The sequence below is a fragment of the Mycobacterium sp. genome (assembly GCF_035314665.1).
GTDB lineage: Bacteria > Actinomycetota > Actinomycetes > Mycobacteriales > Mycobacteriaceae > Mycobacterium.
Genome location: NZ_DATFZD010000041.1, coordinates 1 through 13,284 on the forward strand (window position 1 = coordinate 1; position 13,284 = coordinate 13,284).

General features: G+C 63.1%; 13 protein-coding genes. 9 read left to right on the forward strand and 4 right to left on the reverse strand.

The annotated features are described in order from the left end of the window. On the forward strand, positions 1-500 hold a 500-nt coding region (locus VKI00_RS02990; protein WP_324435243.1), incomplete at its 5' end, for a TetR/AcrR family transcriptional regulator. An 815-nt stretch (positions 501-1,315) separates the two neighbouring features. After that, a complete protein-coding gene (locus tag VKI00_RS02995; protein WP_324435287.1) occupies positions 1,316-1,468 on the forward strand; it encodes a hypothetical protein in 153 nt (50 codons plus the stop codon). Between the two features lie 176 nt (positions 1,469-1,644). Here VKI00_RS02995 and VKI00_RS03000 read toward each other — a convergent pair whose 3' ends face one another. From VKI00_RS03000 to VKI00_RS03010, 3 genes are all read right to left on the reverse strand, one after another. Next, positions 1,645-3,330 carry a GMC family oxidoreductase gene (locus VKI00_RS03000; RefSeq protein ID WP_324435245.1) on the reverse strand — a complete coding sequence of 562 codons (1,686 nt, stop codon included), beginning with the start codon at positions 3,328-3,330 and terminating at the stop codon, positions 1,645-1,647. Between the two features lie 565 nt (positions 3,331-3,895). Further along, positions 3,896-4,165 carry a hypothetical protein gene (locus VKI00_RS03005; RefSeq protein WP_324435246.1) on the reverse strand — a complete coding sequence of 90 codons (270 nt, stop codon included), beginning with the start codon at positions 4,163-4,165 and terminating at the stop codon, positions 3,896-3,898. Positions 4,166-5,076: 911 nt separating this feature from the next. Beyond that, a complete protein-coding gene (locus tag VKI00_RS03010) occupies positions 5,077-5,586 on the reverse strand; it encodes a MarR family winged helix-turn-helix transcriptional regulator (protein WP_324435247.1) in 510 nt (169 codons plus the stop codon). A 131-nt stretch (positions 5,587-5,717) separates the two neighbouring features. Between VKI00_RS03010 and VKI00_RS03015 the strand changes: the two genes are divergently transcribed. Next, positions 5,718-6,788 (forward strand): alkene reductase, encoded by a 1,071-nt coding sequence (locus VKI00_RS03015; protein ID WP_324435248.1) that lies wholly within the window; start codon positions 5,718-5,720, stop codon positions 6,786-6,788. A 133-nt stretch (positions 6,789-6,921) separates the two neighbouring features. Continuing rightward, a complete protein-coding gene (locus VKI00_RS03020) occupies positions 6,922-8,679 on the forward strand; it encodes a CocE/NonD family hydrolase (RefSeq protein WP_324435249.1) in 1,758 nt (585 codons plus the stop codon). A gap of 163 nt (positions 8,680-8,842) precedes the next feature. On the opposite strand, the gene VKI00_RS03025 is transcribed toward VKI00_RS03020, so the two are convergent. Continuing rightward, positions 8,843-9,076, reverse strand: a complete 234-nt coding sequence (locus VKI00_RS03025) for a hypothetical protein (RefSeq protein WP_324435251.1) — start codon at positions 9,074-9,076, stop codon at positions 8,843-8,845. Positions 9,077-9,089: 13 nt separating this feature from the next. Between VKI00_RS03025 and VKI00_RS03030 the strand changes: the two genes are divergently transcribed. The 5 genes from VKI00_RS03030 to VKI00_RS03050 all read left to right on the forward strand — a co-directional run bounded on the left by VKI00_RS03030 (position 9,090) and on the right by VKI00_RS03050 (position 13,189). Further along, a complete protein-coding gene (locus VKI00_RS03030; protein WP_324435252.1) occupies positions 9,090-9,953 on the forward strand; it encodes a universal stress protein in 864 nt (287 codons plus the stop codon). 127 nt (positions 9,954-10,080) lie between these two features. Continuing rightward, a complete protein-coding gene (locus VKI00_RS03035) occupies positions 10,081-11,001 on the forward strand; it encodes a cation diffusion facilitator family transporter (RefSeq protein ID WP_324435254.1) in 921 nt (306 codons plus the stop codon). A gap of 179 nt (positions 11,002-11,180) precedes the next feature. Beyond that, positions 11,181-11,471 (forward strand): hypothetical protein, encoded by a 291-nt coding sequence (locus VKI00_RS03040; protein WP_324435255.1) that lies wholly within the window; start codon positions 11,181-11,183, stop codon positions 11,469-11,471. A 100-nt stretch (positions 11,472-11,571) separates the two neighbouring features. Continuing rightward, entirely contained in the window at positions 11,572-12,603 is a 1,032-nt protein-coding gene (locus VKI00_RS03045; protein WP_324435257.1) for an NAD(P)-dependent alcohol dehydrogenase, read from the forward strand. 175 nt (positions 12,604-12,778) lie between these two features. After that, positions 12,779-13,189 (forward strand): hypothetical protein, encoded by a 411-nt coding sequence (locus VKI00_RS03050; RefSeq protein WP_324435259.1) that lies wholly within the window; start codon positions 12,779-12,781, stop codon positions 13,187-13,189. Positions 13,190-13,284: the final 95 nt, after the last annotated feature.

Below are 13,284 nucleotides of genomic sequence, written 5' to 3' on the forward strand. Positions count from 1 at the left end.
AGAAGGCGGCGGGCGTTGGTCCTTCGCAGGTGTATCACTACTTCGGGGACAAGGAATCCTTGATCAGGGCCGTCATCGCCCACCGCATCCACGCTCTTCTCGCAACGCTCGGGGGGCTGGACAGCATGGAGGGGTTGCGAGCCTGGCGAGACTTCGTCGTCGACACGTATCGCCAGCGGAACTGCGAAGGCGGCTGCCCGGTCGGGTCGCTGGTCGGGGAGCTGGCCGAGCGCTTCCCGGAGTGTCGAGCTGACCTCGCCGGTGGATTCGACCAGTGGGAAGCGGCGATCCGCGAGGGCCTACAGGCCATGTGCGACCGGGGCGATCTCCGCCGCAAGGCCAACCCCGACCGCCTGGCGACCGCGCTGTTGGCCGCGGTCGAAGGCGGCATCATGCTCGCGCAGGTTCGCCGCGACCCTGCCCCTCTCGAAACGGCACTCGATGAGGTCCTCGATCGCATCGAGGACCTCAGGCCCCGACGCGCGCAGGCCCGTCAGTAAGCCGGCAACACTGCCTCTCCCGTCGCGTCGGTGCCGTGTTGAATACCCGGGCGCCACAAAGGAATTAGCCAACAGCGAAGGTCTGCGGTTGCCGGCGCGCCACGAGTAGCCCCCAGCTACCGAACGCGGCCGCCGATCGGTACGTTTTCGCCAGCGATCAGCGCGCATCGACGACGTTAGCGTTGATCGCCGAAGCTCTGGGCGCGGTCGGTGGCGTTCCGGCCCGGGTACTGGCCGACCGGATGGCCTGCCTAACGCTGCCCTGAGGATTGCGGCTATCTCGCCGGCCTGCTCGGCGTCGGTGACCACGATCTCGCTCACGAAGACTCTGTGTACGGCCGAACCGGAGATGAGGAGGTTGATTCATCCGATGTTTTTCATGCATAACGATAATTATCCATGATGGTGAAACATGCTGAGCGACAGCATAGGTGGACAGGGGAGACCGCGAGAAACGTCACAGTGACGTAATTGCTAGGGAGAGAGTGCGTTTCGGTCTTCGACGCTATTGGCGTCAGAGGCCATCGCGAGACGAAATGTCGCCGCCATCGGACCGGACCGGATTCAGACCAGATGCCGCGACGACGGCGCACGGGCCCAGGTTTCGCGACAATCAAACAGGTCTAAACTGCGGGACTGGTCGGCCCGGCGAGCGATCCTTATCGGCACTCTAAGAGCAGCGTATCACGTTGTGTTACAGCGTAATACGGCTCTACCGGTAAGTCTGCATATTCGCTTCGCGCGTATTCCTATTGCTCCAGCGCAAGGGCAGCCGCAATTTGACCCACACCGTCCGAAAACGCGAGAGTAAGCTCGTGAGAACGAACGCATACCGCCACGCAGCAGTCATCGGCCTGGCCGTTGCGCTGATCACTGCGGGCTGCAGCAATGGCAAGAGCGTCGAGGCGTCGTCACCGCCACGAGTCGGGGTGAACGCCACCCCCCACGCGATTACGGCCCGGGGCTAACACTGCCAAGCCGTAGTGCAGGCGTGCCGCGCCATGGCCGAAGCCGTTGTCCCACAACCGAAAACGCAGTACTTTACTGGTAACCTCGCGCACGAGCGGTCTCGCGCGACGCGGGGGAGCGGCTTAGGCATCGCCGCCGGCCGCGCAAGCAGATTGATGTCTCGGTGTTAACCGACTTATCCCATGATCGCCCGCGCTGCGCGCTCTGCGATGAGCATGACGGGCGCGTTGGTGTTGCCGGAAATGATGGTGGGCATAGCCGAAGCATCGGCCACTCGAAGGCCGGCGACGCGATACACGCGGCAGTCGGTGTCGAGCACCGTGGCGGCCGACCGCGGCCGACCGCGTGCGTCAAACGCTCCCATCGCGCAGGTGCCCACCGGGTGGAAAATAGTCGTACCGAGTTCACCGGCCGCCTTCTGCAGCTCTTCGTCGCTCACCAGTTGCGGGCCGGGAAGCAACTCTTGCGGGCAGTAGCGGGCCAGAGCTGGCGCCGCCATGATCTGCCGGGTCATCCGGAGGCCCCTCACGGCGATTTTGCGATCGGCATCAGTGGAAAGGTAATTGCAGAAAATCTTCGGGTTGGTCAGTGGATCTGCGTTGGCCATCCGTACATGGCCACGCGAGCTGGGTCGCAAATTGCAGACCGAGGGAGTGATCGCTCCGAAGGGGTGCAGGGGTTCGCCGAATTTCGGCAAAGACAAGGGCTGCACATGCCACTCCAAATCGGGACTGCCTAGCGCGGGGTTGCTCTTGGCGAAAGCCCCCAGGGTGGAAGGCGGCATGGTCATGGGCCCCGATCGCAACAGCAGGTACTGAAGTCCCATGCCCGCACGGCTGATCCAATTCCGGTACAGCGTGTTGACGGTCGGGGCACCCCGGATCCGGTAGACCGTTCGAAGCTGTAGGTGGTCCTGGAGGTTTTCGCCCACTCCTGGCAGATCGACGGCCACCGACACGTGATGCTGGGCAAGCAGGCCAGCCGGGCCCAGACCCGAGACTTGCATCAGATGCGGCGAGCCAATAGCTCCGGCGCTCAGGATCACCTCCCGGCGGGCTCGGACGTCGACGACTTGGCCACCTTTGAGCAGGCGCAGGCCGGTGACGCGCTGCTGCGCCGTGGTCCAGGCACCGCGACGCTGATCCTCGTGGACCTGGTCGTCCATCAGAAGCCGCAAGGCATGCGTCTGTGTGTAGACGGTGAGATTGGGTCGGTGGGCGATGGGATGCAAGAAAGCATCAGCCATCGACCAGCGACGGCCCCGCCGTTGGTTGACATGAAAGTACGCACTGCCGGCGTTGACGCCCCGGTTGAACTCATCGATCGGGTCAATGCCCACCTGGGCAGCGGCGGCCTGCCAGGCGTTCAAGATCTTCCAGCGGACACGCGGACGCTCGACGCGGATCTCACCACCGGCGCCGTGCCACTCGTCGGCGCCACCAAAGTAGTCTTCCAACTTTTTGTAGATTGCCAGCGTCTCACCTGGACAGTCCAAGCCACCCCAAAGCCATCGCTCGTCACCGGTAGCCTGCGCCCACAGGTCGTAGTCGCTCGCCTGTCCGCGCATGTGGATCATCGCGTTGATCGATGAGCAGCCACCGATCACGCGGCCCCGCGCGTAGTGAATGCTGCGGCCGGCCAGGCCTGGGTCGGCCTCGGTGGTGAAGCACCAATCGGTGCGGGGGTTGGCGATTGTGTACAGATAGCCCACCGGCACCTTGATCCAGAACCAGTCATCTCTGCCGCCGGCCTCAATCAGGAGCACACGGCGATCAGGGTTGGCGCTGAGCCGATTGGTGAGCAGGCAGCCTGCGCTGCCTGCTCCCACGATGATGAAGTCGAATTCGGCGACCGGGCTCATTCCGGTATGGGTCCTCCAGGCGTCGGATGCGTGTCCTAGTGTGCGCGATGACCGCCTCACCTTGTCATGGAATAATTGACCCCGAACAGATACAAGCCATTGACCAGGCAATACGCTTTGTCTTCGACATCCGAAAATTGTTGTGGCACATGTGAATACGGAGAACCACTACCGGTAAGGCCGCATATTCGATTCCCGCATATTGTCTGGGGAAGGGGGAGCGAGGTTCGCCTATGCGCGCGCCGGGGGAGCGGTGAGGCGATCCAGCATCCGGCGGCCAAGCCGGGTCGGGCGATTTCGCCCTCGTTGACGGCGAGGAGTGACCCGCCTTCGGGATCCCGAAACGAGTCCTTGATCTCCTCGGGGCTGTGGCTCAGATAGACCGCCAGATCGGAGAGTCGGATTCTTGCCAGGACCTCACCGAAACCATCGACCGCCGTCACCCGCTTCCTTGCGTCAAACAGCGCGAAGTGACCTTGATCCGCGTCGTCAAACTTTGCGAAGTGATCCTGATCCGCGTCGTTAAAGGGCGCGAGGTAGTCCTGATCCGCGTCGGGAAGCCAACCTATTGTGTAGCCGCCGGAAGGGCGATCGCCCTGGCTGGTCGGCGTTGACCATTCCGAACGCGGACAATTCCCGCGTTCTCGGGGTCGCGAACGCCGGTAATCGGTACCAGGACACCGTTTTCGGCGATGCTGGCGATGAACGACTTGCTCAGGGCGGCGTCGTCGCGGACGTTTTCGCCGATTTCGAGCAGCGCAGGGTCGAGGTGTTCTAGCGTGCCGATCGATTCGACGGCGTTGCTGTCCTGAACCTCGGTGGTGGTGTCGGTCATGGTGACCCTTTCTGTGAGAGGGCGTCCCGATAGGCCGCCCGTTCTTTTTGCCTTCTGGCAAAGGAGATTGAGGCCGGCACGAGGGCCGCGGAGCGCAAGGTCCGGGCGCAAAGTTTCCCGCGCGAGCATGCGAGCGAAGCGGGAAAGTTTGCGAGCCTTGTGCCCGTAGCGAAGCGGAGGCCGTGTCCTTGAGCGCAGTGGACCGCCGGCCTACAATCGGAAAGCCAGAAGGCAAACAAATGGCCTGGGCCCCAAGGCCCAAGCCTCACCAACTGTTGTAGGTTCTCATCCAACATGGCGGAATTCTCAACTTCGTGACTTAGAAATGGCGGATCCGCCATAAAAGGTGAGAAACCGATTAGCGCTGCTACATGTCGGATGGTGTTGCGCGAGATGCCCTCAGTCTGACAGCGCCCCCAACGCGGGCCGCCATGGCGGCGCAACCTCGCCCGACCCGCCGAGCGGCGGTTCTGCGGCGTCTCGGAAACGACGAGATACGAGGCTCTCAAAACTCTGTGTCGGAATCACCGTGGACGCCGACGGCCCCTCGTGGAGTGTCCAACCGCCTATCCTTAGCTGGCCCGGGAGTGCAACGGGGTGCCAATGCGCGAGCGCACTTTGACGGAGTTGGCCGCGGCGCGATCGTCCGGCCGGGTTGGTCGCCGCCGACCGAAGCGTTAGTACATTAGCGCGCCCAATAGGTTTAGCACTGGCGTCGGTGCCGCGCCGCATGCCCAGCCGACGCCATTGACAGGTGCCTCAACTCGCGTGCCCGTTGATTAGCGTTTGAGCCGAGAACGGCCCGGGTAACTTCGGACCAGATCGGTATGCCGCGTAACGATCGAGGTGGGGTTTGACCACCAGCACGCGACCGAGGCTCAGCCCGTCATGTGGGATGTGAGGCTTGCCCGTCAGTGCGCTGGCATAGTAGCTGCTCGGGACAACCGTCCCTCGAGTCCTTCTAAGACTTCGAGGATTGTCTGCCGTTGGTTTTTGCCGACGTCGCCGACGGCGAGTTCTTCAAGCTGAGCCCAGATGTCTTCGACTTGCCGGCGCAATCCTTGACTGGCCGGAGTGGCTTCGATCAGATAGGCGCGCTTGTCGCCGGGGCTGGGGGAGCGTCGCACAAAGCCGGCGCGCTCGAGGCGGCGGATGGTACGGGTCATGGTGGCGGGGTCGGAGTCGAGCAACTCCACCAGGTCGACCTGGCGTTGCGGGCCCAGTTCCCACAGATGCATCATCACCAGCTCCTGGCCGGGGTGCAGACCCACACGGCGCAACAGCTGTCCGGCGATCATCCGGTGCACACGGGCCACTCGGAAGATCGCATGGCTGATAGGACCGCCTTGCGCGGCCGCGGGCATGGGCACCGTACCGCCGGTCGAATCGCGAGTGGTGGTTGCCGCTTTGCGCTGGGCCATGACCGGTGACTCCTTAATTAGTTGATCGATCAGTATATCGGTCCGTCGATGAGAGCAAAAGCTTGCGCATGGAATACTTCTGTGATGTCCTTGTTCGGACAGGTAATCGAGCCGTTTCAGGAAAGAAGACCATGACCACCGCATTCGACCCCATCGATCTCGCCGGGATGCGCTTGCGCAACCGGATCGTGATGGCTCCGATGACCCGCAGCCGCGCCTACGGGTTCGGCCAGTCCCCGACACCGTTGATGGCGACCTACTACGCCCAGCGCGCAACCGCCGGGCTGATCATTACCGAAGGCACCCAGCCATCGGTGATCGGTCAGGGTTACCCCAACACCCCCGGGCTGCATTCGACAGAGCAGGTTGGCGGGTGGCAACAGGTGACCGACGCCGTACACGCCGAGGGTGGAGTCATCTTCGCCCAACTCATGCACACCGGTCGCATTGGCCACCCCAGCCTGCTGCCCGAGGGCCTCACACCGGTGGGCCCCTCACCGGTCGCTGCGGCGGGCCAGGTTTTCACGCTGGAGGGAATGAAGGACTTCGTCACCCCGGTTGAGTTGGACGAGGGCGGAATCGCGCAAATGATCAACGATTTCGCGCACGCCGCCCGCAACGCGATCACCGCCGGGTTCGACGGAGTAGAACTGCACGGCGCCAACGGCTATCTGCTGCACCAGTTCCTGTCGACCAACGCCAACCAGCGCGACGATCGCTGGGGCGGCTCAGTCGACGGCAGGATCCGTTTGACCGTTGAGGTTGCCCGCGCTCTCGCCGAGGCGATCGGCGCCCACCGCGTGGGACTACGAATCTCACCGACCAACCCGCTCAACGACATCGTCGAGGACGGCTACCGCGACATCTATCAAGCGCTGGTTGACGCGTTAACGCCGATCGGCCTGGCTTACCTGCACGTCATGGAAGCCTCCGACCGCGAACTGACCGTCGATTTGCGCAAGCGCTTTGCCGGCCTGTTCATCCTCAGCCCGGCAACCCCGGGCTCGCTGACCAACCTCGACGCCCTCGAGCTGATTGAGGACGGCACCGCCGACATGATCGCGTTCGCCAGCCTGTTCCTGGCCAACCCCGACCTACCGGCGCGGCTGGCCGCCGGAGGCCCGTTCAATAGCCCCGACCGGGCTACCTTCTACGGCGGCGACGAGCACGGCTACACCGACTACCCCCGCCTTAGTGCATAACCGCGGCCAAAGTCTCTCACATCACGATTGACGCCGACATGACTGTGACGCTCCCAGCACATCACCTGCCGGCACTACCACTGCTGGACCTGCCGGACTTATCTCAACGCAACAGGAAACTTTGGAGAGCACCATGAGCACCATCTCGAAGCGCGTAGCCGGAACCGAACCAGGCCAACGCCAACTGAACGGGCCGCAGACATCAGGGCGTGGGTTCCGCAACCTGAGCCAACCGCGGTACCACACACGTCGGCACATCAACGTCAAGATTCCGATGCGGGACGGAATCGAGCTGGTGGCCGACATCTTTCGCCCGGACGCCGAAGGGTCGTTTCCGGCACTGGTGGCCGCGTCCCCGTACGCCCGGCAAGTGCAGGACCTCGGCGCGCCGGCCGGACTTATCGAGGCCGGGGCCACCGACTTTTGGGTGCCGCGCGGCTACGTCCACGTCATCGTGAATCTGCGCGGAACCGGCGGCTCCGGTGGGACTTTCACCTTGTTCGACAGTCAAGAGCGCCGTGACATGCACGACGTGATCGAGTGGGTGGGTCAACAACTTTGGTGTGACGGCAATGTCGGGATGTTGGGCATCAGCTACTTCGCCATGACGCAGCTCGAGGCCGCCGTCGAGCGACCTCCATACCTCAAGGCCATCTTTCCGTTCGGTGCCACCATCGATCTCTACGATGCCGCGTCGCACCACGGCCTGCCCAGCACGAATTTTCTCAGTTCGTTTCTGTCGGTGCTCGGGCTGACGGCAACCAGGAGCGACCGGTTCTACCGCAGCGCACCTTTCGCCGTGGCCCGCCGCATCCTGAACCTGCCGGCGGTGCATAAGAAGTTCGCCACCATGAACGGCGAATCCTCCAATGCAATCCTCAACCTGCTCATGAAGCTGCCCCACCCACCCGAGCCGTGGGATGAGCTGTGGCAGGACGCCGTGGTCAAGCATCCGCTGCGGGATGCGTGGTGGGACGACCGCGACCTGACACCACTGCTCGAGAACATCGATATCCCGGTCTACTTGGGTTGTGACTGGGAGAACGCGCCGCTTCACCTGCCGTCGACCTTCTCCGCACTGCCGCTGCTGATCAAAAGCCCTTGTGTCCGGGTGGCAATGCTCGGCAAGTACGGCATGACCTGGCCGTGGGAGAGCCTGCACATCGAAGCGCTCGCGTGGTACGACCATTGGCTCAAGGGACAGGACACCGGCGTCCTCGAGGGTCCGGAATTCCGTTACTTCCTGCCCGAAGCCGGCGAGTGGAAGGCGGTGGAGTCATGGCCACCGCCCGACAGCTCGCACCGTGAATTCGCGCTGCGCGCCGACGGGGACTTAGCCACCGACGAGGGCGAACCCGGCAGCCGCGAGTACATGACCCTGGGAGCAGGACTCAACCGAGCCAGGCCCAGCGCGATCGATCCGCCCTCGATGCTGAGCTGGACCAGCGCACCGCTGGACGAGGACCTCGACGTGGCCGGCGACATTGAACTGCGACTGGTTGCTTCGGCAACGGCGTTGGACACCGGATGGATCGTGGTCGTGTCCGACATCGCCGAAGACGGCTCGCTCGTCGACCATCTCACCAGCGGGTGGCTGCGGGCCAGCCTGCGCGAGATCGACGAAGACGCCAGCCGCCCGGGCGCTCCGGTCCTGCCGTGCCGGACCGCGGCCGCGGTCCCGGTCGGCCAAGACGTCGTCTACCGAATCCCCTTGCTTCCCAACGCCCGTCGATTCCGGAGCGGACACCGCATCCGTTTGGCGCTCACCAGCGACGACCAGAACCCGGAAGTTCCGGCGATCATGAACTTTCGCCATGCTCCCGTCGGCACCAGCACCATCAACACCATCCGTTCCTCATCGCGGCTGCTACTGCCGGTACTCCGAAGCTGACTTCCGCGCGATCGGAACAGCGATTCGTCTCAGGCGAGATGAGACACGATGCGATACTCCCGAAGCTCAAAGATCTGAGGCAGGAAACGATCACTCCCGAATCTCTAGTACGAGACAGACGGCAGTGGACGTCACGCGATTCGCTGGGTCCAGCTGTGGGCGATCACTCGCGTTGTCGCGGCATGGCCCGTTCCCACCAGTTGATGGTCTCATCGTCGGTGGCCATTTGATCGATGAGGTGAGCGATGATCTCGATGTGCGTTCCCCCGCCGCCGGACCAACAGAACTTCCAGAGTTCGCGGGCAGCTCGCTGATAGTGGTGGAACGCCTCGTCAATGGCGTAGGCGTCGACATCTCCGCCGCTGGGCTCAACGATCGAATCGCGATCGGAGCCCATCAGGAAGAAGAATTTGACTCGTGAGTCGGAACACGACGCCATTGTGGTTGCCGTCGATGCATCTAACCCCTCCGATGCAGCGATCTCGTGGGCCGCTCGGGACGCAGCGATGCGCGGAGTGGCACTCAAGCTGGTGCACGTAATCGAGCCGGGGCTGACGAACTCGCCCAGCACCGCATCGCACGGACAGTTGGACGTGGCACATCGCGTCCTTTGCCGAGCCGCCGCGATCGCGGAGAAGGCCGCCGGGCACGTGTTGGACGAACTCCATACCGAGATGCAATCCGCGCCAGCGGTAAGTGGCTTGGTCGACGAATCGCGCCAAGCGGAAATGATCGTGGTTGGCGGCCGGAGAAAGGATGGTGTCATCCGCGGTAGGCTGGGCTCGATCAATCTGGGACTGCTTGGCCGCGCACGCTGCCCCGTCGTGGTGGTGCACCAAGGCGGCCACCTGGAGCACAACATTCGCGGAGACGCGCCTGTCCTGGTCGGGATCGACGGGTCGCCGGCATCGGAAACTGCTACCGGCATAGCGTTCGACGAGGCCTCCCGACGTGGTGGGCCGTTGGTGGCGCTTCACAGCTGGAGTGATGTCGGGCTTTTCCCTGTGCTCGGCACGGATTGGCAGAAACAACGCGACAACGGTCACGACCTGCTCACCGAGCGAATTGCCCTGCCCGACAGTGCCAGCGCGGCCCCAATCGCAAACCACAGCTTGCCATTGTCGGCGGCACGGCTGAGCGCCGGCATCGCGCGGTCGAGCAGTGGCTACGTGAGTTCGCGATCGCCTCGAACACCCAGCGTCGAGGGCACCGACGCCTTCTGTGATCTGCCGCAGTCCCGGCGATGTCCGCGGCGCCATCGAGTCAACCTATAACTTGACGACGACTGAGCCGAATACGCATGGCCAGGCGGAAACATTCAGCGCGGGCTCTCGGAGGTTGCCACTGCCCAGATTGCGAAGATGTCCAGTGCGGTCGATGGCGAAGCGATGATGTTAGACAATGAACGCCACCGATCACCCTGACAGTGCTAGAGCCATCGTGGCGGCATTGGCAGCCAACCTCGGCATCGCCGCCGCGAAGTTCGCTGGTTTCGTGATCACGGGCAGCGCAGCCATGATGGCCGAGTCGGTCCACTCGGTTGCTGACATCGCCAACCAAGGCCTGCTTCTGCTCGGGCAGCGTTCTGCCCGGAAACAGGCGGACACTCTGCATTCCTTCGGCTACGGTCGCAGCCGGTACTTCTGGTCGTTCGTGGTGGCCCTTCTGATATTCACGTTAGGGGCAGGCTTCGCGCTGTACGAGGGCTGTCGCAAGGTGGCTCACCCCGAACCGCTCACGTCTCCGGTTGTGGCGCTGGCGATTCTGATCGTGACGGCAGGCTTAGAGGCCTACAGCTTCTACACGGCTCGCACTGTATCGCGCTCGCTGAAGGGCAACAAGTCTTGGTGGCGATTCATCCGCGATTCCCGTGACCCCGAGCTGCCGGTGGTGCTGTTGGAAGACACCGCCGACTTGATCGGGCTGACGCTGGCGATGGTGGGTGTAGGTTTAACCGTCCTTACCGGCTCGTCGGTCTGGGACGGCGTCGCAACGCTGGCGATCGGCGTGCTGCTCGGCGCAGTCGCGGTGTTCCTCATGGTGGAGATGCACAGCCTCTTGATCGGCGAGAGCGCCACCGCGTCGGAGACTGCGGAGATCCGGGAAGCGTTGGAGTCCACTGACTATGTCGATCGTGTAATCCACCTCCGCACGCAGTACCTGGGCCCGGACGAATTGCTTGTTGCGGCAAAGGTTTCCGTGGCGCCGGGCGTCGACCTGGCGACCGTTGCCTCCGCTATCGACGCTGCCGAGGTCAAGATACGGACTGCCGTTCCGGCAGCTCGAATCGTCTACATCGAGCCCGACATCGACCGGGCCTGACAGCCATCCGCTGGGTGACCAAGGGCGATGTCCTGGTCGGGTTGTGCCCGACGAAAATTTCGTCGATTTCCAAATATGCGTAATTTGGTCAAACAGGACAGGTCCAGCAAAGTGAATCGTTAAACTGACCCCCCATGCCGTCGGCTGAGTGACAGAAGACGGACGGAGAGACTGACGAGATGAGTGACGACGCGGCCTATCACCGGGCTGATACACAGGGACTCAATCCCGGAGACGCGACTACGCGTACCTTGAACCCGGATGATGGCAAGGAGTACACGTACGCGACGACTCGCCTTGATATGGCGCGGGCGATCGCCGCAAAGCGTGCCGATTTCTCCGCTTACCGCGTCGAGCTGTACGACCCCATTGAACCAGCCCCTGAAGCCGTCGAAGTCGACCTCGGTGAAGGCTTCGTCAGGTCCCCGTGGGGCGTGGTCGTGGATGTCGTGGACGACAAAGAAACATAACTGCGCGAATCGGCGGCATGAACCGGTAAGCACATGTCGAAACTTGTTGACTGTCAAGGTTGAAGCGGCGACAGGACGGTGACTGATGAAGGCTCTGCGATTGACTGATTGGAAGACCGATCCAGAGCTGATGGAGGTGCCAAAGCCAACACCGGGTCCAGCCGAGGTCGTCGTCAAGATCGGAGGCGCCGGGGCGTGTCATTCCGACCTCCACCTGATGCACGATTTCCAGCCGGGCATGATGCCGTGGACGATGCCGTTCACACTGGGACACGAGAATGCCGGGTGGGTCGACTCGGTCGGGGCAGCCGTCACCAGCGTGTCGGAGGGCGACGCCGTCGCGGTCTATGGCGCGTGGGGATGCGGCAAATGCAGCCGGTGCGAGCAGGGCTTCGAGGACTACTGCGAGGATCAGGCCAAGGCACCAGTGGTCGGCGGCGGTGGCGGGCTTGGCCTTGACGGCGGCATGGCTGAGTACTTGCTCGTGCCGGCCGAGCGGCTGCTGGTACGGCTGCCCGACGGCCTTGAGCCGGCGACGGCGGCTCCACTCACCGACGCCGGGCTCACGCCGTACCACGCGATCCGCCGGTCATGGTCGAAGATCACGCCGACGTCCACCGTGGTGGTGGTAGGCGTCGGCGGGCTCGGCCACGTAGCCATCCAGCTCATCAAGGCGACAACTGCTGCCGAGGTGATCGCGGTCGACAATCGGCAGGAGGCACTGGATCTGGCGACGAAGGTGGGCGCCGACCATGTGCTCACATCCGACGATCTCGCGGCCGTGGCCATCAAGGACCTCACTCGAGGCTACGGCGCGGATGTGCTCCTCGACTTTGTCGGAGCCACGTCGACGATGGAACTCTCTCGGACAGCTGCGCGCACGCTTGGTGACGCCACGATCGTCGGCATTGCCGGGGGAAGTATCCCGCTGTCTTTCTTTTCGCAGCCCTACGAGGTCAGCATCCAGACAACCTACTGGGGTTCCCGTTTCGAGCTGGCCGAAGTCATCTGTTTGGCGGCCCGGGGATTGCTGCACACCGAGACGACCATCTACTCGCTGGACGACGCAGCGCAGGCCTACCGCGACCTCCGCGACGGGAAGGTGTACGGCCGCGCCGTCGTGGTGCCCTGAGCATGCGCGAGGCATCTGCCGTGCCAACGAGTTCGCCGCCCACCACCGAACCTCGGCCAGGCGCTACGGATCGGCGCGGAGATGGGACCTTCGGCCCTACGGACGGCAGCCTGCAGCGCCTTGGCCTCTGGGGGAAGGTGTTTTGTCGCCTTCATTTTCCAGACTGGGAGGTCAAATGGCGGACAACAATAGTGCCTTTTACGTTGCTGTTTACGATAGCGTCGATGCCGCGAAGGCCGATCTCGATGCTGTCGAACAGCTCCATAAGGACGAGGTGGTTGGGAAATTCGATGCGGCTGTCGTCGACAACGAGAATGGGAAGCCCCATATCGTCAAGCGGCTCGATCGACCCCGGATCCGCATCATTCCAGAAGAACTCGGCATGGGGCCGCTGTCCCGCAAGGAGCTCAAAGAAGCCGCTGGCGAGGTGAGCGGCAGCCAGGCAGCGCTGATCATGGTCGGAGAGCCAACCCTTGACAAGGCGTTCGATGAGGCTGTCACCCGCGCGGCCAAGACAGTGAAGCACACCATTGACTCGACAACTGATCAGCTCGCTCAGGAGCTGAAAGGCGCTGTCGGGAGCTGAAGTTGAATCACGACTTACGCTATTAGCCGGCCAAGTCCGATCTCAGCTGTTGTGTAAGTGATTGCAATTCCTGCTGTTTGACAGACCGGCGAACC